Below are 21,191 nucleotides of genomic sequence, written 5' to 3' on the forward strand. Positions count from 1 at the left end.
AATCTTCTATATTAACTTTAATGATAATCCTTAGGTCTTAAAGAACCATAAAAATAACTAGCAGTTGCACCACCATCTATAAGAAAATCAGCACCTGTTATATATGCACCCTTTTCACTCATTAAAAGCTCAGCTACGTTAGCTACCTCATCAGCAGTTCCTGCTCTACCAGCTGGACATTTAGCAAACATTTCTTTATAAAAATCACCCCTTATCCCATTAAATTCATCAATAGCAAGTGGGGTAACAATTATACCTGGAGAAATAGAATTAATTCTAGCACCCCTACTACCCCATTTATTAGCTTCCATCATAACTCTTTTTTCATTACAGCGTTTTGCCAATTGATACGCATGAAGAGTATCTTTAATATTTTCAAGTTTTAAAATTTCTAATGAAAGTAAATCTTCAGTAGGAGAACACGCAAGTTCTAAATCTTCTTTAGGTGTTAATTGTTTCATTCTATGCCCTGATTGACTAGAAATAGTAACACCTACACCATTTTTTGAAATTACCTTTCCAACTTCTTCAAGCAAAACTGCAGTACCATATAAATCTACCTTTAATATAACTTCAATTGAAGCTTGTGATGGCGAAACCCCAGCAGAATTTATAAGCATAGAAATTTCGCCATAACTAAGACCCTTTGATATTAATTCTAAAATAGATTTTCTACAAGAAATATCAACCTCCATAGGTTCTATATCAAAACCTGCCTCTTTCATAATTTTTGCCGTATTATTAGCATTATTGATATTTTTATCACCCACAATAATTTTTTTACCATATCCAATTCTTCTAGCAATAGCAGTGCCAATTTGACCTGCACCAGTCCATAAAATTACACTTTTATTCATAAATTTCCTTTTTACACCAATTTTTAATAATACATTCTGATTTATCTACAAAACTACCATGTATAGCCAAACCTTTTTCAACCTTTACACCATTTGCTGTTTTTGCAATATCTTTTTCTGTATTAGACATACCACTTCCTTCATGGGTGCAAAAAGGATAAATCTTTTTACCCTTAAAATCAAATTTTTCAAGAAAAGCATAAATAGCCATAGGCATAGTCCCAAAATAATTAGGATAACCTAAATAAATTTCATCATATTTTAAAATATCGCTAGGAATATTAAGTATTTTAGGTCTAACATTTAAATACAAATCTTTTTTTGCCTCATCTATGCAAACATTATAATTGTTAGAATAAGGATTTTCTTGTTCAATCTTAAATAAATCAGCACAAATAATGCTTGCAATAATTTTTGCTACTTTTTCGGTATTTCCGATTTCAATATTTATTAAAGAACCACTAAAATAATTTTCCCCTGCTCTAGAATAAAACGCTATTAATTTTGACATAAAAAACCTCCGAAAATATTATAATTAAATTTATGATTACTTGTTATTATAAAATATTATTTAAATTAATTTGAAAATAAAATTCAAATATAAGGAAAACAAATTAGTAATAAAAAAGTATTTTAAAAACTTACTATTACAAAAACCATAAATTTATTGTTAAAAATAGAAGATGGTAAAGATTTTTGTATGCGTATTTTTAGTACTATTTTTAAAAATTCTTATGATATATATTATAATCTAAGTATAATGAAATTGGTAAAAGAATTCATAATAGACCAAAACCAAAAACTAAGAACTTACAATAGAATATTTTCAAAAGTTAAAATAAACTACCTAATTAAGCATTATAATATTAATGACGCTAAAATAACCTATGACACAATATTAATGGGAAAAATTATTAAATAATACAAGATGAAAATAAAAAATAAATATTTTTAAAAAATATCTATATCTTTTATTAAGGATTACTTATTTTAAAAAATAATCCCTAATTATAAATAATAATTAAATTTAAATAAAATTATGATTTAATAATTTAACGCTAGAATTAAAACTAAAACTATTTTTTAAAGCATTACTTACATAATCTTTTGCATTTTTACAAGCTGTTTTAATATCTTCGTTTAAAGCTAAATTACAAGCAATTGCAGAGCTTAGAGTGCAACCCGTGCCGTGAGTTACAATATTTTTTATTTTTTCGCCTTTAAAAATCGTAATTTCACCATTTTCGCTTAAAAAATCACTTGCTTTTAAGTGTCCACCTTTTAACAAAACCTTACAATTTAGAGTTTTTTCTAGACTTTTTGCTGCATTTATTGCATCTTTTTCATTTGTGATTTTTTCGCCCAATAAAACTTCAGCTTCATATAAATTTGGAGTAATCAAATAAACATTTTTTGCAAAATCTTTTATAGCATTAATCGCCCTTTCATCAAGCAATCTTGCACCACTTGTAGATACCATTACTGGATCTAATACGATTTTACTATATCCATTTAGAGTATTTTTAACACAATTTATAATTTCTTCATCATAAAGCATTCCGATTTTTATAAAATCTATTTCACATTCATCAAAACAAGCTTTTATTTGAGCTTTTATAAAATCTGCATCAACCCTTAAAACGCCAAAAACTCCGCTAGTATTTTGAGCAGTTAGAGCTGTAATTACACTCATTGCATACATTTTATGAGCTTGAATTGTCTTTATATCAGCTTGCAACCCAGCCCCACCAGATGGGTCACTTCCAGCTATACTTAATATCTTTTTCATTTAATTCTCCTATGTTTTTAATATTTATTGTTGCATTTTCGCAATTGATTCCAACGCTAAAAATGTCGTTTTTATTAGCTAAATCAATTATTTTAAAGCTATCATCAATTAAAATAAATTTATTAGTATTTAGCTTATTCATACAAGTTTTTAAAGCTATTTGAGTAGTTTTTAAATATTTTCTTTCATCTTGAATGAAAACAAATTCATCTAAAATATCAAATCTTTTTAAAACAAGTTTTGCAAATGGACTAGCTGTATAAATACACTTTTTATAAGCTCTAAATTTTGCTAAAAACTCATTTACACCTATACATAAATTAGCTTCTTTGCTATAAAAATCAATGCAAGTTTTAATGATTTTTTTACTTAATTTAGTTTTGTTTAATTCATCAATTTTTTTAAGCCCATCATAAAAACTTAAATCATCTAAATTATATCCATTAGCTAATTCTTGCCAAAAGCCAACGCTATCAATGATTACGCCATCAAGGTCAATTATAAAAGAGAAATCTTTTTCCATAATTTTTCGCAATTTGCTTTATAATTTTGATTTTCATAAATCGCACTTATACAAGCTATATTTTTTATTTTAAATTCTTTTAAATTGTCTATATTTTGATAATTTAATCCTCCTATTGCAACTTTAGGCATGTTTATTTCTTGCACTATTTTTATTAGGTCATTTTTGCTTAGCATTTTTGCATCTTTTTTAGTATTGCTCTCATAAATTGCTCCAATGCCTAGATAATTCGCTCCTAATTTTAAGCCTTTTAACGCTTCTTCATAATTACTTGCACTTATTCCTAAAAACATATTTTTTGGTATTTTTAGATTTTTGTTTATATCGCTTTGTCCTAGATGAATACCATCAGCATTTAGCTTAATTGCAAGGTCTAAATCATCGTTTATTATTAAAGCTACTTTTTTTATTTCACAAAGATTTTTTAATTTTAAAAGTGTATTAAGGCTATAATTATTCGCTTTATTTCTTACTTGAAAGCAAGTTACATGATTTGCAAATAAAATCTCACAAATATCTAATAATTCATCTTCTTTAGTGTATATATCATCACTAATTGCATAAAATCTTAAAATTTCATCTAAGTTTTTCAATTTTTATCCTTTCTTTTATGGTAATTCCATCAATTTTGCTTAACTCATCAATTAAGTGCATTTTAAACGACATAGTGCCATTTGCTTTAGTTTCGGCTATTTCAGCACTTATGTTAAATGCACTTATGCCTGTGATTACGGCATTTAATTTATCATCATTTGCCCCTACAAAAACGGCTAAGATATTGCCTAGCATACAACCTGCACCTGTGATTTTTGTCTGCATTGCCGAACCATTGCTTAGCATAAAAACATTTGTTTCATTGATGATAAAATCATTTTTACCTGTGATTACCAAAATAGTTTTATGTTTTTTAGCAAAATCAATGTATTTTTCTAAATCATTTTGATTTATTTCATCACTACTATCACAGCCACTTGTATTTAATGTCTTATTTACTAGATAATTTATCTCGCTTGCATTGCCTTTAATTACACAAAACTTTATATTTTGTATTAAATATTTACATAAATTATTTCTTGCATTACTAACTCCTGCTGCAACGGGGTCAAAAACAATAGGAATATTTAATTCATTTGCCTTTAAGGCTGCGTTTTTATGGGCTTTTATTAGATTGTCGTTTAACTGCCCGATATTTAGCAAAACCGCATTACTAATTGTAACAATTTCGCCAACTTCTTCATAAAAATCTCCCATAATAGGTGAGCCACCAACAGCTAAAATAGCGTTAGCTGAGTCATTTATCGTTACATAATTTGTAATACTTTCTACTAAAGTTTTATGATTTCTTGTTTTTTGCATAATGTTTTGATACATATTCTCCTCCTAAGGTTAAAATTAAAATGATTAAAAAAGTTAAAATTGATGCTAAAAAATCAAAATAAATCAGTATTTGATAAATTAAAAATCCAATAAACCAAATTAAAAAATTTAATTTAGCTGAATTTTTTAGTTTAAAACAATATACACATACCATAACCGATGCCATAGGTAAAAATACTGAACTTAATGTATATAAAAAATTTTCATATAAAGAAAAAGGTATAAAAATAGCTATTAATAAAGCAATAAATATTATTAATAAAATTGTAATTTTATTACCAAATTTATTATTTATATTTTTAATACTTTCATTAGCTGAAAAAATGTCTAAATATGTTGTTGTTATTGTTGAAAAAATAATCAAAAATATTATTAACATTGATAATTTTAAAGTGATTAAAAAACTAGAAAGGTCGTTATAGTATTTCATAGTTAAATATCCAATTATATACATAAGTGAACTTCCTAGAAAATACGCGACTGAAGCTACTAAACTATCTTTTATTGGATTTTTAAAATATTTTGTATAATCACCAACTAATGCAAGCCAAGAAATTGGCATAGCAATACTTAGTTCAATAGCATTTATCAAGTTTATTTTATTAACTTCTATTTGGTTTAAATTAAGATTAATTAAGTTATAAAAAATATAAATTACTATCAAAAAAAGTATGCAAACTATAAAATTATTTATTAACATTAATAAATTTTGTTTTAAGAATAGCCATATTATTAAAAGTGATGATAATAAAATTGCTACTAAGTTAAAATTTGTATTTGGATATAGTCCATTTAGTAGTATTGCTGCACTCATAATCATAACTGCACTCCAGCAAATTAAAGCTAGAAAATTGCAAAATGAAAAGAATATTTTGCCATTTTGTGAGTAAAAATATTTAAGACTACCCATAGCATTGCATTTTAGTTTAGTGCTAATATACATCATAGCAAAAAATAAAATTCCACCTAAAAAATGTCCAAAAAATATAGCAAATAAAGAATCACTTAAAATAAGACCTGAAAATAAACTACCGGCTTCAATTTCAGCTAGCGAAATACTAGCTCCAAGCCACAAGAAAAAATTACCCATACAACTCTCCATAAAATCAATTTATGGGAATGCTAAGAAAGGATTAGAAAATTTTGCATCTCCCTACGCTGGCATTACCCAAACAGGTTCAAAGGGTCAAGACTATTACGCCTACTCTCAGCTTTCGCTCCCCTAAAAATTGTGATTTTAAATTTAAAAGATTAATATTTATAAAATAATCTAAAAAATAAAGTACGGATAAAAATTAAAGATTTAAAAATTTCTCTTGTGATTTTTTTAACTACAAGAACATTATAATCCTTATGTAAAATCGTACTTTCGCTATAATTTTCACTCACTAATAATGGCTGATAAAGTATAGTTAAAACACCGTGTAAACCGAAAGTATCCATATAATCATCTACAGGATAAACCCAATATCTAGCATATTTTATAAATTTCTTAGCAGCATTAGGTTTTAATAAATATGCTTGGGCTCCACTTAATTTTTTATATGTTTTATAAAAATTATTATTAATTTTATATATTTTTTTATCAAATAATTTATATAATCTTACATAATCATATTTTGAATTTAAAATTAAATTTAATGTATTTTCATTAAATTCATCACTGAATTTTAAATCATCTTCTAATACAATAATAGGCTCATTTTCTTCTATACATTTTTGCCATAACAAAAAATGTGATGCAAAGCATGCTCTTTCACAATCAGTTAATGCTCTACCTAAAATATAAGTAAATAAAGAGTTTTCGTAGTATTTTTTAAATTTTACAAACTCGTTATTACCCCCCCCGACCATCAATGGCATTAAAAAATATGAATTTATCTTTCATATTTTGTGGTAATTTTTCTATCTCTTTATTCATTTTTTCAAATCTATCTACGGAAGTTTTTAAATTTATAACATAAATATTCATAAAAATCCTTAACAAATTTTAGTCAAGTTTAACTTGACTAATTTCTAACTTTATCTAATACACCATTAATAAGCTTAGGTGCATTATCACTTGCATATTCTTTAGCTAGTTCAATAGCTTCATTTATAACAACAGCTTTATCTGTTTTTGTAAAAAGCAATTCATAAACACCAAGTCTTAAAATAGCTTTTTCCATACCACCTAAATTACTAACTTCATTGCTTTCTAAAATACCTTTTAAACACTCATCTATTTTTAATAGATTTGCTTGAACGCCGTTAAATAATTCTAAAGCCCATTCACGAATAGCATTTCTTATTTTATGCTCTTCTAAATAATCATTTACATGCTCACTATTTTGAACATAATCAAATGAATACAATAAACTTACAACCGTTTTTCTAGCTTGATGTCTAGTTGCCATTTTGAACTCTTTGTAAATTTAGCATTTCAATAGTAGTTACCATAGCTTCATAACCTTTATTGCCACTTTTAATTCCTGCTCTATCCATAGCTTGCTCTGTAGTGTTTGTTGTAAGAACACCAAAACTAATTGGAGTATCATTTGCTAAAGTTATAGCTGCAACACCCTTAGTGCATTCTGCTGATACATAATCAAAATGTGGGGTATCTCCACGAATAACAGCACCTAAAACCACTATTCCATCATAATTTTTCTTCACTGCTTGTTTTAAAGCATAAGGTAATTCAAAAGCACCAGGAACTAAAATTAAATCTAAATTCTTTTCATTTCCACCAAAACGAACAAAAGCATCTTTAGCACCTTCAACTAATTTATCAGTTATAAAACTATTAAATCTAGCGTTTATTATGGCAAATTTCTCATTACCATTTAATTTTAATTGTCCTTCAATAATATTCATACTTATTCCTTATTTAATATTTTCAATAATAAATTAATTTTCTCTTCTAATTTGCTAGTAGCTACCATATTAGGTCCATCGCATAAAGCTTCACACGGATTAAAATGTGTTTCAAAGAAAAATCCATCAACACCAACTCCAGCAGCAGCTCTTGCTAAAGGCAATACAAAAGAACTATCTCCACCACTCTTACCACCTGCTGCTCCAGGCATTTGAACGCTATGTGTAGCATCAAATATAACAGGTGCGAAATTTCTCATAATTTTAAGAGATCTCATATCAACAACTAAATTCCCATATCCAAGACTAGTTCCACGCTCAACCGCTAAAACACCGGCTTCTCTTGCCATTTGATGAGCTTTTGAAAAATCTTCATCTTTTAAATCTTTAAATGATAATTCTCCAATATCAGAGCAAGCAAAAAAACTTTCATCATTAGTTTTATAATCATACCCTCTAGTCTGTGCTACTTTTGCTACGCTATATTTCATATCACTTGGATTTAAAAATTGACCTTTTTTAATATTTATAATAGCTTTAGTCTTAGCGGCTGCAACTAATAAATCAGTTTGTCTGCATAAAAAAGCTGGAATTTGAAGAGTATCAACAACTTGAGCTGCAATTTCAGCTTGATAACTCTCGTGAATATCTGTAATTATTTTATATCCAAATTTAGATTTTATATCAGCTAAAATCTGCAAACCTTTTTCAAGTCCAGGTCCTCTAAAACTATCTAAACTTGTGCGATTTGCTTTATCAAAACTTGATTTAAAATAAAAATCAATTTGTGGATGTTTTGCAATTTTTTCCAATCTTTTTGCAACTTCTGTAACAATTTCAGGACTTTCTATAACGCAAGGTCCTGCAAATAATATAATTTTTCTCATTTTTTATTATCCTTACTTAAACTTATTCCTATACCACCTATTAAAACGCAGATTATACCTGTTAAAACTACAAAACTTGGTAAATCATCACCCAAAAACAATCCTAAAAAAAGCGTAAAAACAACATCAAGATAACTTACACCTGCTACAACTCCAGCTTTTTTCGTTGCTTTATAAGCCTTTGTAACTTGCATTTGATAAAAACACGATAAAGCTCCTATAGCTATTATTAAAAACCAAGTAAAAAATCCACTAGGCACTACAAAATGTGAAAAAAGATAATCATATTTATTTAAATTTTCAGCACTTAAAAAATTAGCGCAAAACATTGATAAAGTTGGTAAAATTACTCCCATTGCAAAAAAACTAAGCGCTATTATTTCAACATTGTAAAATTTACCCAATTCTCTAGCACTAGTAAGTGCTAGTGCTGCACAAAATCCACTTGCTATACCTAGTAATGAATTTTTTAAATCAAAACCAGTATGTAAATGTTCTGGTGCAAATGGTTGAACTATTAATAAAACTCCAGTAAATGCTAAAATTAAGCAAAAAATACCTTTTAAACTTATTTTTTCATGCAAAAATAAAAATGCTATTAATGTTACAAATAATGGATTTGTTTTTTGAAATGCAAATGCTCCACCAAGAGATATATTAGATACATTATAAAAAAATGCATATAGGGATATAGTACCTGCAAATCCCCTAAAAGCAAGTAATAAAAATTTACCACCATGTTTTTTATAAGGAATTTTATAAATCAAATAAGATATAAAAATCAAACTTATAAAATTTCTAAAAAACATTACCTCTACACTAGGAAGCTCATCAGAAAGTAGTTTTGCACAGCACCCCATGAGTGCAAATGCAAAACTAGCAATAACCATAAAATAAATTCCTAAATTTTTCCTAATTAAGTATCTTAATTTATCCATTTAGGAATGCTACTATAAATTACTTAACAGGAATACTAGGTGGTATAATTCCAGGCATAAAATATGCAATTACACTTACCCAAATTCCAATTATAATAATCATAGCTATTGAATATTTAATTGTATATTTAAATAATTCACTCTCGCGTCCTACAAGGCCAACAGCAGCACAAGCAACTGCAATACTTTGTGGAGATATCATTTTACCAACAACACCACCTGCACTATTTGCAGCTAAGAATAATGTGTCATGAAATCCTAATTGATGAGCTGTAACTTGTTGTAAAGAACCAAATAAAAGGTTTGCACTTGTATCAGAACCTGTTAAGAACACTCCAATCCAACCTATAATAGGAGAGAAGAATGTAAATGCTCCACCAGTTTGTGATAATGCAATTCCTAATGTTCCACTAGCTCCACTGTAATCAGTAATTTTTGCAAAACCAACAACTAAACCAATAGTTAAAATAGGAAACGCCATTTCTCTTAAAGTATCATTAAAGCATACTTTAGCATCACTAGCTTTTACTTTTAAAATATATATACTTGCAATCGCAGCAAATAAAATAGCTGTTCCTGGAGTATTAATTAAAGAAATTCCTAATCCTAATGGTTGAGTTCCTGCTTTTCCTCCTTCTACAAGTGATGGTTTAATAACTGCTAAATCACCTAAACTAGCAAATGATAATTTAAGATTTGTAAATGCTAAAGCTGCGTCAGTTCCAAATAATGATTTAAACCAAGGTTGAGTCCAAACAACAACAAAAACGATTAATAATAAGAAAGGTGACCAAGCATAAATAATTTCTCCAATGCCTAAAGTTTTTACATCACTAAAATCTTTTTTATCATCAAATCTTACAATATTTTTAATCTTAAATGTTTTTGCAGCAACAGCAGTAGCTACCAAAGAAACAATAGCTGAAATAATATCAGGTAATTCAGCACCTAAGAAGTTTGCTGATAAAAATTGTGCTATAGCAAAAGAAATAGATGCAACAAATACAATAGGGAAAGTTTCTTTAATACCTTTTATACCATCCATCAAAAATACTATAAAAAATGGAATACAAAAACTAAACGGAGGTAAAATTCTACCAACCATAGCAGCAACTTCATGTTGTTCTACCCCAACAGCTTGTGCCATAGCAATAATTGGAATACCAATAGCACCAAATGCAACAGGAGCTGTGTTTGCTATCATACAATATCCAGCTGCTTGTAGTGGTCTAAGACCTAAACCAACGAGTAAAGCAGCAGTAATTGCAACAGGGCCACCAAATCCAATAGCACCTTCTAAGAATGCTCCAAAACAAAATCCAATGATGATTACTTGAATACGATGATCAGGCGTAATTGTCATAATACTTTGTTTAATTACTTCAAATTGACCTGATTTAATTGAAAGCTTATAAAGAAAAATAGCTGCTATTATAATCCAAGCAATAGGCCAAATACCAGTAGTAAAACCTACTATAATACTAGCAAATGCAGCATTTAACGGCATTTTATAAGCAAAAACTGCAACGAGAATGGCTGTAACAACGGTTAAAAAACCTGCCACATAACCTTTTGTCTTAAAAACCACTAGGCAAAGAAAAAAGCAAAGTATAGGTAAAAACGCTACTAATGCACTTAACCAAATGTTGCCAAGTGGGTTAAAATTAGGTGTAAATTCCATAATTTTCCTTTCATAATAATTTGAGTTTTTTAGATTAATACAAAAAAAATAACACTTAATACAATATGTGTAATAAAATGTTATATTTGTAACTTATTGTAACAAATTGTTATATAAGATTTCTTGTGTATAATTAAGATTTAGAACTTTAATTAAGAAAGGTTTTGTTATGAGAGGTTATACCGTTTTTTCAGGTTCAGCAAATATTAACTTTGCTCAAAAGGTTGCCCAAAGGCTTGATTGTAATTTAAGTGATGCTGGAGTTAAGCGTTTTAGTGATGGAGAAATTAGTGTTCAAATTGGAGAAAGTGTGCGTGGTAAAGATGTATTTATTATCCAAAGCACTTGCGCACCAGCAAATGATAATTTAATGGAATTATTAATATTAACTGACGCATTAAAAAGAAGTTCAGCTAATTCAATCACTGCTGTAATTCCTTATTTTGGATATGCTAGACAAGATAGAAAAGCAGCTCCTAGAGTTCCAATTAGTGCAAAATTAGTAGCTGATTTAATGCAAACTGCAGGAATTAGCCGTGTAGCTACTATTGATTTACACGCTGGTCAAATTCAAGGATTTTTTAATATCCCTGTTGATAACTTATACGGAAGTATTATTTTTAACGAACATTTAAAACAAAGAGATTTAAGTAATGCTGTAGTTGCTAGTCCTGATACAGGTGGAATTGTTCGTGCTAGAAGTGTTGCTAAGGCATTAAATTTAGATTTAGTTATAGTTGATAAACGCCGTGAAAAAGCTAATGAAAGTGAAGTTATGAATATCATAGGTGATGTTGATGGAAAAGATGTAATTATAGTTGATGATATGATTGATACTGCAGGAACTATTATTAAGGCTGCTGATGCATTCAAAAATAGAGGTGCAAAAAATGTTATAGCATGTTGCACCCATCCAGTTTTAAGTGGAAGTGCATATGAAAAAATAGAAAATGGTGCTTTAGATGAGTTAATAGTAACCGATACTATACCGCTTACAAAAGAATGCAAAAAAATAACAGTTTTAAGTGTGGCTCCTATTTTTGGTGAAGTTATTCGCCGTGTTTATCATAATGAAAGTGTTAATGGACTATTTAATAACTAAATTTTTAAAATTCCTAATTTTATTAATTAGGAATTATTTTTTAAACTTATAACTAAATAATCCAAATCATCTTCGCTCAATTTATTTGTATTAATAATAAAATTAATATATTTAGTTTGAATATAAATTCCTTGATAATCTATATATTTTATTTTCTTATACTTGACTTTAAATAAGAAAAATCCATATTCAAATTCTAAAAAATCATCATAAAAATTAATTTTGATTAAATTAAATTTTAGCTCAAAAACTAGCGTAATTATAGGATTTAAAATAATTAAAAAATACATTATAATAATTTCATCACTATATTTAAACGCTGCAATTATAAAAATAAACCAAATTAATAAAATCAAAAAATATTTATTAAAAGTCTTCAGCCTTATGCTATGTTTAAGTAATGGTAATTCATAATCATCAGGGTATTTACCTTTAATATTTAGCATATAAAATATACTCGCAAAAAATATAAAAAATGGGAAAATATATTTTAAATCTTCATAATTATCTCTTACTTTGTATCGCTCATAAATAAAGCCATTTGATTCTAATTGCCTTATTTCTGGATAAAATATGCTAGGAACATAGTAAATAGCTACTTTTTGCCCTATGAGATTTTTTGCATAACTTTTATCTTCTCTTGCTATGAAAGTTTTGTGATTTTTATTATTATCAATCATTTTATAATGCCATATTATGTAATCAGTTCTACTTCTAAATATTTTCTTATAAACTATCTTTTCTATATCATACAATACACCTTCAGCCTTTTTAAGTTCATTAAGATTTTTTGTATGATCGCTTATATATTCTAAACTATATAAAACTATCACAATAAAAGTTACAAAAACAAAAAACGCTGAAACTAATTGAAATAAAAATAATAAAAAATTACCTTTTTTATCATAACAAAGTCTAAAAATAAATATTAAATATAAGTGTTTAAAAAATGCCAACATTACTAATTTAGGAAGCTTGGCTTCCTTAAAATTATAAATATTTTTTAATATTTTCAACCCAAGCATTAATTCTTGCTTCGTTTTTATCCCCATCAGCTTTATCAAGGCAAAGTCCTCTTAAAGCTTTTCCAAATTGTAATCTTGAGAATGTGTAGTTATAATCACTTGAGCAAACTTCGCCTATAAATCTTGCTCCACTAAAAGCTAATTTATCATAAAAATCAGCTACACCAGAGCAAAAACTATCAGGATGTCTTTCTTGTCCGCCAACACCTACGATAGCTACATTTTTATCGCTAAAATCAATAGTATTTAATAATTTTACTTTACTTCCCCAATCATCAGCCAAAGCACCAAAAAAATAGCTTGAACTCATTAAGATTAAAGTTTTATATTCTGATAATGCGTTTATTTCAACATCTTTAATATTTATAACATCAGCACCAATTTTTGCTGCAATTTGCTCTGCAAAAGCTTTAGTAGTACCACCTTTTGTAGCATAAAAAATACCAACTTTTTTCATAACTTCTCCTTAAAATTAAAATGTAGTTTCATTGTAGCCTAAATAAGATAATTTTTGTTTTAAATATTTTAAAATTATTTTAAGCTACTTTTAAGATTGGGGGGGGGGTATTATATGGCTTTAATTTTTTATTAAGGAGTGTAAATGGATACGAATAGTATTTTAATGAGTATTCAAGACAAGTTGCCAAAAGACGGAATGGCTGTAATTAATTTAAGAGAAAAGTTAGGAAGAATGAGCGATGCTGAAAGAAAAAACTTTTCAGATAAACTACTTGCTGCAAAGCTTAAAAATCCTACTACTGGAATTATATGTGCTATGTTTTATGTAGATAGATTTTATCTTGGCTCTATTGGTTTAGGCATACTTATTTTTATACTCAAATTCATTACTTGTATGTTTGCAATAGGAATTATATGGTGGATTATTGATATTATAAATATTGGCAAAAAAGTTAGACAATACAATTATCAACAAATTTTACAAATTATATAAGGATATATCGTGAAAAAAATATATTTTTCTTTAATTGTAGTTAGTGCATTTTGTATAGGTTGTGGTTCTATACCTAGTTGTGATGATGAGAAGGTAACACAGCTTTTAACTGAAATTTTATTAGAACAATCAAAAACATTAGATGCTTATGATATTTCATATTCAAGTTTTATGACTAATAAAATTGATAAAGAAGTAAAAAAGATAAATTGTACAAACAAACTCATATTAAAAGAAACTGAAAATTTTAGTATAGTTAAAGAGATATGGTTAGACTATAGTGCAAGATATACTGATGATGGTATGGTATATGTGGAAGTTTATTAATAATTTTGTGTTTAGAATTTGAAATAGGATTTTCCTATTTTGAATTCTTTTTACAAAATTATAAAAAATAAATCATATATTTTTAAAAAATAAAATTTTATATTTCATTAATAAAAAAATATTAGTTCACAAAACAAATACAATAAATATTATAATAAACAATTTAAGTTATCATCTTTATAACTATAAATATATTTAATAATAAATTTTTCAACTATTTAATACTAAAAAAATAAATTTAAATAAAAAATATAAAATTATATATTTGTTATATAAAAGCTAAAAAAAATAAAAAATAAATAAAACTTATTTTTAAAAAATGTAATACAAAATTATTTTAAATTTTATAAAAATACTTACAATAGCTTTTAATGATAAAAATATAAAATCATTACTAAAAAACAAAATAATTTTACTAACAATTATAAAACTTTTTAAAATTTGAACAAAAAAAACCAAAATCAATTTATACTATAAAAGATAACAAAATTAAAATTTTTATATTGCATATATTTTTTAAGAAAGACGATTATAATAATTTAAATAAATTATGATTACTCTATTATCAAATAATTAATTATATTTTTATTTTCTTCTAAATATTTTATAACTCCGTAGTCTTTGTTCTTACAGCTTGTTACAAAATCTTTATATATTGTTTTGTTTTTTAATTTATGTTGATTATTTTTTATATACACTTCACAATCTCCTATAAATTTTCTTATTAGTTCTTGTTTAGGTGGATTTTTATAGCATTTGCATTGTATTAAATGTAGTTCATTGTTTTTATAAGCTAATAAATCAATGCCTTTATCGTTCTTTTTATTTATGTAACCATTAGGATATACTTTGTATCCTAAATTTTCATAAAAAGTTTTAATTTTAAATTCGTAATCTTGTCCTTTTTTGATGTTTTGTTCTTTATTCTTTAAATATTCTTTATAATTTTCTTTTTGTTTGTTTAATTTTTCTTTGAGTTCTTTGTTTTCTTGTTCTAATTTTTCAATTATCTTTTTGTAATCTTTTTCTAAATCTTTTATAATCTCATATCTTAAATTATCTTTTAAATTTAGCATTATTTCTTTATTTGTTTCTTCTTTTAGTCTTTGTTTAAATTCGTCTTTAATTTTTACTTGTCCTGCTTTTTCTCGTAATTTTAAAATCTTAGTTTCTGAAAGTGCATATTTTGCTAGTATTGCAAAAAATATTATTAATATAATCATAAATAATGTTGCCATTTTAATTTCCTAATTTTTTGTTTATTATTTTTAATTTGATTTCAAGTAATATTTTTTTCTTGTTTTTTTACTTAAAAAAACTTTGTATCATAAAATATAAATTCATTTATTTAATTTTTTCTTTAAAATATCAGCTTTGATGACTGCTGTATAATATTCTCTTTCTTCTTTACTTAATTGCTCTATTAAAACAAATATTTCTTCATTATCTTTTTTATTATAATTTACTGTATTTTTAGCTACATTATTTTTAAAATCCATAACAATTTGATATAAATTAGGTTTGTATTTTTTCCAATTGTAAAGTGTTTGTATTGATGTATCTATAAAACTACATAATTCAATATTTGTCATATTTTAACCTTAAAGATTTATAAAACGAATGCTTTTTTACTGGTTGCGAAAGGTGGATTTGAACCACCGACCTTCGGGTTATGAGAAATATATGTCTCTGTTTATCTAATATTTATTATTTAATTAATCTTTATTAATAACCAATAAGGATTTAAAATGTTAAAAAAGAAAAAACGAAAAATTAAAGAATATGAATATTTTCAATTTAATCAAGAGACTATTAATGAAGTTGAAACGCTTTTTAATGACATTTTAAGTAATGATGATTTGCATTCTAAATTATTATATTTAAATATGCTTACAAGCTCTTTTATTGAAAACAATGTTTCAAATTCTTTATATTCTTATAATGAAATTATGTGTGGTATTTATATCTTATCAAAAAAAATAAAAAATAAAGAATTATTTATTAAACATAAGTTTTTAAGGTTTCCTAAAGGTTTTTAAATTGAATAAATATTCTATTAGTGATGATGATTTAATCTATTGTCAAAAAAAGCTTTTAAAAACTTTTACATTCCAAAAATGTGCTAAGTTGAAAAATAATTCTAATGACGAAAAATTAAGCATTTTTGATATATCATATAATGCTAATATTAATATAAAATACTCTTATGAATTACTTAATATAATTGATTTATATGGTTCTTATAATCAATGTATTTTAACATATATTCCTATCTTTATTACTATTACTTTAGATGGTTGTTATCGTAGAATGCTTAAGGGTGATTATAAAGAGTTTAACGAAACTAGATTAAATAATGAAATCCCTAAATATTTAAGATATAAATATGATTTAAAAAAGCCTTTAAATATCAAAGACTGCTATAATATATTAAATTATCAGCATAAAAAAATGCGTGATAGATATCTTAACAAATATAAAAATATTTGTCACGATTTTATAAAAGTTCCAGAGCCACATAAAAACGGAGTTCCTCATCTACATTGTTTATGGTTCGTTCCTAATGATGAAAACCTTATAAAATATTTAAGAAAAATATTTAAAGAATGTTGTCCTGCTCCCCAAAATCATACTCAAAAAGGTTTATCTAAGGAACAAATATTAAAAGGCGATACTCAAGGCTTTCAAACAAATATTAACGACACTTGTGCTTATATTACTAAGTATATTTTTAAAACATTTAGAAATATACATAATAAAGACTATAAAATTAACAAGTTGCACGCTTGGTATATTAATTATAAAATTAGGCGTTTTACTCGTTCACATTTAAAAACTTGTAATAATTATCGTTTTCCTATTATTGTTTATCGTAAAATAAGACATCATCTTATTAACTTAGGTTATAAAGACTTATCTGATTGTTTTTTTGCTTTTTTTAGTAATGAAAAATGTTTTATTAATTATAATTTAAATCGTAAAAAGGGCGATATTTATATTAATATATCTTTATTAGGAAAAACTATATCTTATACTAAACAACAAACAATTATAAATCATTATGGTGATAATAATAAGATATATAAACAAGACATTATTAAAAATAATACTTATGTATTAGATTATGATAAAAATTTAAATAAAGATGTTTATGATATATATTATCATAGTTTTGTATCATAGAAAGGATTTTTAATGTTATTAAAAGAATTGTTTATAATTTATTTTGATATGTATTCAAATACTTTAAAGCCTACTACATATTTAAGTAATTACCATACCTATTTAAAACATTTTAATGAAACCGAAATCGGTAATAAAAACTTAAATGATATTGATTTTATTTATTTACAAACATTTGCAAATAATTTATTAAATCAAGGCTATAAGCCTAAGACTGTAAAAAATATATTATCCATATTAAATACAGCTTTAGAATTAGGCGAACGATTGAAAGAAGTTAATAAAAATTATTGTAATTTAGTTAAATTACCTAGATTTGATAATAAAGTCTATTTTAGACATAGCACAGAAATACAACAAGATATTATAAAATCTATAATTTATAATGATAATAAATATAAAGATATATTTTTATTTTTATTACACGGTAGGAGAAAAAACGAAGTTTTAAGCATTAAATGGGAGGATGTAGATTTTGATAATGAAAGCTATGTAATACGCTCTGAAAATTGTAAAATCTCTAAAAGCTTAGAATATTCATTAACTCCACTTTTAAAGTATAGATTAAAAGAACATTATAAATATACCTTGTTTAATTCTCCTAAAGATTATATTTTTACAAACCCCGACACAGGCAATAAATACATTGATTTACGCCGTGCTTGGAATAACTTTTTAAAGCTTAATAATTTACCTAAAATGAGATTACACGACATAAGACATTTAATCGGCACTTATGCGATTAATCATTTAGGACTTAGTATGGAAAGCGTTATGCTTACTTTAGGTCATTCAAATATAAGCACAACACACAATTATCTAACACGAAATAAAAACTTTTCAAAAATTGTAATAAACAGCATTTTAGAAAGTGTAATAACGCCTTTAAACTCTTAATAATTTTTATATATTTGTGTATGTAGGGGGGGGTATGGGGGACTCCCCCATAAAGGCTTTTGTGGTATTCACACAAAAGCCGGAGCAAAAAAATGCGTAGCATTTTTTTTAAGTTAGGTCTTTGACCTAACCCCATAAAAAATTAAAAATCTTAAAAACTCTATTTATTTTAAAAAAGTATTTATTCCCTTTCTTAATAGCCCTTTAAAATCGTTTTAACGCCAAAAGCATATAAACCTACTCTTAACGCTTTAAAACGCCAAATTTTTAACGCTAGGTGGTTTAAAATGTATATTTAAAATCTATGCTAAATAACTAAAAAAGAATTAAGAGCATAAGCAAGGGCGGGGGCGTTAGCCCACGCCATTGCTTTGCTCCTTGTCTTATTTATACAATTTTGCGAGATTTTAAAAAATCCCCCTTAAACACTGATATAATCGTTATTTTATTCTTTAAGTTTTCTTTAAGAAAACACCCCATTTTTACCCATTTTTTAAGTTAGCTCTAATAACAATTATCAAAAAAATAATTATATACTTTTAAGAATAAATTAAGTTTTAAAATGTTATGATTGCAAAATTTAAAAATAATAAGATATTATTATTAAGATTAATTATATAAATAGCGATTAAACGCCCGTGAAATGGTTGCGAAAGGTGGATTTGAACCACCGACCTTCGGGTTATGAGCCCGACGAGCTAACCACTGCTCTATTTCGCGTTAAAGAAAGGGTGGATGGGGTAAGAGGATTCGAACCTCTGGATGACAGGACCAAAACCTGTTGCCTTACCGCTTGGCGATACCCCAATGCAAAATAAAGATGAAATTATATATTAAAAATAAATATTTGTCAAGTATTTTTTAAAAAATATTTTAAAATATCAAAATAAAATTTAAAATCATACAATAAAACTAAACATATAAATGTGCGTTCAATAAAACAAAAAATATTTATTTAAAATATTAATGTACTTAAAATGGATGGGGTAAGAGGATTCGAACCTCTGGATGACAGGACCAAAACCTGTTGCCTTACCGCTTGGCGATACCCCAATGCAAAATAAAGATGAAATTATATATAAAAATAATATTTTGTCAATAATATAAATATTTTTTATTAAAAATAATAATAAAAATGGTGAATTTAAATAAATTTAATAATATTTTTTAAAACTAAGCATTTATAAATAATTTTAATTTAAACTTCGTTATTAATTTAATTATAGAAAGGAAAAAAATGTCTTTTATAAGTATAGAAGAAGGAATTAAAGAATTAAAAAAAGGCAATATGTTAATAATGTTAGATGCTGAAGATAGAGAAAATGAAGGTGATTTAATATTTCCTGTAGATTTTAGTACACCTGATAAGGTAAATTTTACGCTTAGTTATGCTAGAGGTGTTGTATGTGTAGCTTTAGACAAGAAAATAGCTGAACATTTTGAATTACCGTTAATGGTACCGAAAAATACTTCAAATCATGAAACTGCTTTTACAATAACAGTAGATAGTAAAAATGCTACTACAGGGGTAAGTGCAAGTGAAAGGAATGAAACTATTAAAATATTTGCAAATCCTAATGCAAATGCAAATGATTTTGTAAGACCTGGACATATCAATCCTCTAATAGCAAAAGATGGTGGGGTATTAGTTCGTACTGGACATACCGAAGGAACAGTTGATATGTGCCGTATAGCTGGATTAACTCCTGCTTGTGTAATCTGTGAAATTATGAATGAAGATGGCACAATGGCAAGAAGAGATGATTTGATTAAATTTGGAAAAGAACATGATATTAAGCTTATTACTATTGAAGACTTAATTAAATATCGCCTAAAAAATGAAAGTTTAATAAATAAAATAAATGAAGAAAAAACACAACTACTGCATAACAATGTAACAAAAATTTCATATAAAGATTTTTTAGGGCATATTCATACTGTTTTCAAATTTAATGGCGAAAAAGAAAAAAACTTAGTTAAGTTTTATAAAAGCTCATCGGATTTAAATATATTAAATTCTGAAAAATTAGAAGATACACTAAATGCTATTGATATCCTTAGAAAAAATGGTGGAATGCTAATATTCATGGAAGGTCAAAAAAGTGATGATAAAAACTACGGCATAGGAGCACAAATTTTAAAAGATTTAGGTGTTGATAATTTTGAATTATTAGGAACTTCTAGTCAATTTGCAGCACTTAGCGGATTTGGGCTTAATATTAAAAATATTTAATAATCAAGGTTTATCCTTGATTATTTGTTGAGATTTTGCTATACAAAATATACTATATAAGTATGTCTTACACAAAAATATAATAAGATTTTAAAAAATAATTGATTATGCTTAATAAAGTTATAAAAACTTTTAAAAATGTAAAATTAAAAAATATAAATATATACTTTTAGCGGATTTGGTCGTAATATTAAAAATATTTAATAATCAAGGTTTATCCTTGATTATTATGTTGAGATTTTGCTATATAAAATATAATGTATAAGTATAACTTACACACAAATATAATAAGATTTTAAAAATTATTGATTATATTTATAGCTTGCAATAAAGTTATAAAAACTTTTAAAAATGTAAAATTAAAAAACATAAATATATCATTTAAAAATACAAAATTCATAAAATGACATACTCATAAATATAAAATATACAAATTTAAAAATACACAAAATATATTTTTTAACAAACATAATTTTATAAAATCAAAATAATATTATTGCATTTTTGTAATTTTGATAAGGTTTAAAAAATAAATTAAAAATAAGTTTAAAATCAATTTATAAG

The 21,191-nt window shown here is 25.8% G+C and carries 26 protein-coding genes, 3 tRNA genes and 1 riboswitch; of the genes, 8 read left to right on the forward strand and 21 right to left on the reverse strand.

Annotated features, from left to right (window positions below; genetic code table 11):
• Positions 1 to 17: 17 nt before the first annotated feature.
• Together NY022_RS03140 and NY022_RS03145 are read right to left on the reverse strand one after the other, a co-directional pair.
• A complete protein-coding gene (locus NY022_RS03140) occupies positions 18 to 857 on the reverse strand; it encodes an SDR family oxidoreductase (protein WP_267523515.1) in 840 nt (279 codons plus the stop codon).
• On the reverse strand, positions 850 to 1,368 hold the full coding sequence (locus tag NY022_RS03145; protein ID WP_267523516.1) for a flavodoxin: 519 nt from the start codon (positions 1,366 to 1,368) through the stop codon (positions 850 to 852). The genes NY022_RS03140 and NY022_RS03145 overlap by 8 nt, the downstream gene beginning before the upstream one ends.
• Positions 1,369 to 1,524: 156 nt before the next feature.
• On the opposite strand from NY022_RS03145, the gene NY022_RS03150 reads away from it, so the two are divergent.
• Entirely contained in the window at positions 1,525 to 1,779 is a 255-nt protein-coding gene (locus NY022_RS03150; protein ID WP_267523517.1) for a hypothetical protein, read from the forward strand.
• A gap of 105 nt (positions 1,780 to 1,884) precedes the next feature.
• On the opposite strand, the gene thiD is transcribed toward NY022_RS03150, so the two are convergent.
• The 12 genes from thiD to NY022_RS03210 form a co-directional block, all read right to left on the reverse strand.
• Positions 1,885 to 2,646, reverse strand: coding sequence for a bifunctional hydroxymethylpyrimidine kinase/phosphomethylpyrimidine kinase (gene thiD, locus NY022_RS03155; protein WP_267523518.1), 762 nt, complete (start codon positions 2,644 to 2,646; stop codon positions 1,885 to 1,887).
• The gene (locus tag NY022_RS03160) at positions 2,615 to 3,169 is read right to left on the reverse strand and encodes a hypothetical protein (protein WP_267523519.1); all 555 of its coding nucleotides are present in this window, start codon (positions 3,167 to 3,169) and stop codon (positions 2,615 to 2,617) included. Before NY022_RS03160 ends, thiD begins: the two co-directional genes overlap by 32 nt.
• The gene (thiE, locus tag NY022_RS03165; RefSeq protein WP_267523520.1) at positions 3,145 to 3,762 is read right to left on the reverse strand and encodes a thiamine phosphate synthase; all 618 of its coding nucleotides are present in this window, start codon (positions 3,760 to 3,762) and stop codon (positions 3,145 to 3,147) included. The genes NY022_RS03160 and thiE overlap by 25 nt, the downstream gene beginning before the upstream one ends.
• Positions 3,746 to 4,540 (reverse strand): hydroxyethylthiazole kinase, encoded by a 795-nt coding sequence (thiM, locus tag NY022_RS03170; protein WP_267523521.1) that lies wholly within the window; start codon positions 4,538 to 4,540, stop codon positions 3,746 to 3,748. The genes thiE and thiM overlap by 17 nt, the downstream gene beginning before the upstream one ends.
• Positions 4,503 to 5,636, reverse strand: a complete 1,134-nt coding sequence (locus NY022_RS03175) for a cytosine permease (RefSeq protein WP_267523522.1) — start codon at positions 5,634 to 5,636, stop codon at positions 4,503 to 4,505. Before NY022_RS03175 ends, thiM begins: the two co-directional genes overlap by 38 nt.
• Positions 5,637 to 5,679: 43 nt before the next feature.
• Positions 5,680 to 5,780, reverse strand: a riboswitch (TPP riboswitch).
• Positions 5,781 to 5,797: 17 nt separating this feature from the next.
• The gene (locus NY022_RS03180; RefSeq protein WP_267523523.1) at positions 5,798 to 6,400 is read right to left on the reverse strand and encodes a glycosyltransferase family 25 protein; all 603 of its coding nucleotides are present in this window, start codon (positions 6,398 to 6,400) and stop codon (positions 5,798 to 5,800) included.
• Positions 6,384 to 6,518, reverse strand: a complete 135-nt coding sequence (locus NY022_RS03185; RefSeq protein WP_267523524.1) for a glycosyltransferase family 25 protein — start codon at positions 6,516 to 6,518, stop codon at positions 6,384 to 6,386. The genes NY022_RS03180 and NY022_RS03185 overlap by 17 nt, the downstream gene beginning before the upstream one ends.
• 37 nt (positions 6,519 to 6,555) lie before the next feature.
• Positions 6,556 to 6,942, reverse strand: coding sequence for a transcription antitermination factor NusB (gene nusB / locus NY022_RS03190; RefSeq protein ID WP_214120575.1), 387 nt, complete (start codon positions 6,940 to 6,942; stop codon positions 6,556 to 6,558).
• Entirely contained in the window at positions 6,932 to 7,402 is a 471-nt protein-coding gene (gene ribH / locus NY022_RS03195) for a 6,7-dimethyl-8-ribityllumazine synthase (protein WP_214118534.1), read from the reverse strand. Before ribH ends, nusB begins: the two co-directional genes overlap by 11 nt.
• A 2-nt stretch (positions 7,403 to 7,404) precedes the next feature.
• On the reverse strand, positions 7,405 to 8,289 hold the full coding sequence (kdsA, locus tag NY022_RS03200; RefSeq protein WP_214120573.1) for a 3-deoxy-8-phosphooctulonate synthase: 885 nt from the start codon (positions 8,287 to 8,289) through the stop codon (positions 7,405 to 7,407).
• The gene (locus tag NY022_RS03205) at positions 8,286 to 9,227 is read right to left on the reverse strand and encodes a DMT family transporter (RefSeq protein ID WP_267523525.1); all 942 of its coding nucleotides are present in this window, start codon (positions 9,225 to 9,227) and stop codon (positions 8,286 to 8,288) included. Before NY022_RS03205 ends, kdsA begins: the two co-directional genes overlap by 4 nt.
• 19 nt (positions 9,228 to 9,246) lie before the next feature.
• Positions 9,247 to 10,908: a lactate permease LctP family transporter gene (locus tag NY022_RS03210; protein ID WP_267523526.1), complete on the reverse strand. Its 1,662-nt coding sequence runs from the start codon at positions 10,906 to 10,908 to the stop codon at positions 9,247 to 9,249.
• Positions 10,909 to 11,077: 169 nt separating this feature from the next.
• Here NY022_RS03210 and NY022_RS03215 point away from each other — a divergent pair, with 169 nt between their 5' ends.
• A complete protein-coding gene (locus NY022_RS03215) occupies positions 11,078 to 12,010 on the forward strand; it encodes a ribose-phosphate pyrophosphokinase (RefSeq protein WP_267523527.1) in 933 nt (310 codons plus the stop codon).
• A gap of 26 nt (positions 12,011 to 12,036) precedes the next feature.
• On the opposite strand, the gene NY022_RS03220 is transcribed toward NY022_RS03215, so the two are convergent.
• On the reverse strand, positions 12,037 to 12,843 hold the full coding sequence (locus tag NY022_RS03220) for a hypothetical protein (protein WP_267523528.1): 807 nt from the start codon (positions 12,841 to 12,843) through the stop codon (positions 12,037 to 12,039).
• Between the two features lie 157 nt (positions 12,844 to 13,000).
• A complete protein-coding gene (locus NY022_RS03225) occupies positions 13,001 to 13,492 on the reverse strand; it encodes a flavodoxin domain-containing protein (protein WP_214120445.1) in 492 nt (163 codons plus the stop codon).
• Between the two features lie 144 nt (positions 13,493 to 13,636).
• On the opposite strand from NY022_RS03225, the gene NY022_RS03230 reads away from it, so the two are divergent.
• A complete protein-coding gene (locus tag NY022_RS03230; RefSeq protein ID WP_267523529.1) occupies positions 13,637 to 13,987 on the forward strand; it encodes a hypothetical protein in 351 nt (116 codons plus the stop codon).
• Positions 13,988 to 13,996: 9 nt separating this feature from the next.
• On the forward strand, positions 13,997 to 14,314 hold the full coding sequence (locus tag NY022_RS03235; RefSeq protein WP_267523530.1) for a hypothetical protein: 318 nt from the start codon (positions 13,997 to 13,999) through the stop codon (positions 14,312 to 14,314).
• A gap of 554 nt (positions 14,315 to 14,868) precedes the next feature.
• On the opposite strand, the gene NY022_RS03240 is transcribed toward NY022_RS03235, so the two are convergent.
• Both NY022_RS03240 and NY022_RS03245 read right to left on the reverse strand, forming a co-directional pair.
• The gene (locus tag NY022_RS03240) at positions 14,869 to 15,552 is read right to left on the reverse strand and encodes a restriction endonuclease (protein WP_267523531.1); all 684 of its coding nucleotides are present in this window, start codon (positions 15,550 to 15,552) and stop codon (positions 14,869 to 14,871) included.
• Positions 15,553 to 15,654: 102 nt separating this feature from the next.
• On the reverse strand, positions 15,655 to 15,906 hold the full coding sequence (locus NY022_RS03245) for a hypothetical protein (RefSeq protein ID WP_267523532.1): 252 nt from the start codon (positions 15,904 to 15,906) through the stop codon (positions 15,655 to 15,657).
• Between the two features lie 156 nt (positions 15,907 to 16,062).
• On the opposite strand from NY022_RS03245, the gene NY022_RS03250 reads away from it, so the two are divergent.
• Genes NY022_RS03250 through NY022_RS03260 form a run of 3 tightly spaced genes read left to right on the forward strand, consistent with a single transcriptional unit; the run spans position 16,063 to position 18,394 of the window.
• A complete protein-coding gene (locus NY022_RS03250; protein ID WP_267523533.1) occupies positions 16,063 to 16,353 on the forward strand; it encodes a hypothetical protein in 291 nt (96 codons plus the stop codon).
• Between the two features lies 1 nt (position 16,354).
• Positions 16,355 to 17,497 carry a hypothetical protein gene (locus tag NY022_RS03255; protein ID WP_267523534.1) on the forward strand — a complete coding sequence of 381 codons (1,143 nt, stop codon included), beginning with the start codon at positions 16,355 to 16,357 and terminating at the stop codon, positions 17,495 to 17,497.
• 12 nt (positions 17,498 to 17,509) lie between these two features.
• Entirely contained in the window at positions 17,510 to 18,394 is an 885-nt protein-coding gene (locus NY022_RS03260; RefSeq protein WP_267523535.1) for a tyrosine-type recombinase/integrase, read from the forward strand.
• 644 nt (positions 18,395 to 19,038) lie between these two features.
• On the opposite strand, the gene NY022_RS03265 is transcribed toward NY022_RS03260, so the two are convergent.
• From NY022_RS03265 to NY022_RS03275, 3 genes are all read right to left on the reverse strand, one after another.
• Positions 19,039 to 19,114 (reverse strand) — tRNA-Met (locus NY022_RS03265).
• Positions 19,115 to 19,126: 12 nt separating this feature from the next.
• Positions 19,127 to 19,201: transfer RNA gene (locus NY022_RS03270), tRNA-Gln, on the reverse strand.
• A 171-nt stretch (positions 19,202 to 19,372) separates the two neighbouring features.
• Positions 19,373 to 19,447 (reverse strand) — tRNA-Gln (locus tag NY022_RS03275).
• 184 nt (positions 19,448 to 19,631) lie between these two features.
• Between NY022_RS03275 and NY022_RS03280 the strand changes: the two genes are divergently transcribed.
• The gene (locus tag NY022_RS03280; protein WP_267523536.1) at positions 19,632 to 20,627 is read left to right on the forward strand and encodes a bifunctional 3,4-dihydroxy-2-butanone 4-phosphate synthase/GTP cyclohydrolase II; all 996 of its coding nucleotides are present in this window, start codon (positions 19,632 to 19,634) and stop codon (positions 20,625 to 20,627) included.
• Positions 20,628 to 21,191 lie beyond the last annotated feature (564 nt).

This window comes from Campylobacter sp. MG1 (assembly GCF_026616895.1).
Taxonomy (GTDB): Bacteria; Campylobacterota; Campylobacteria; order Campylobacterales; family Campylobacteraceae; genus Campylobacter_E.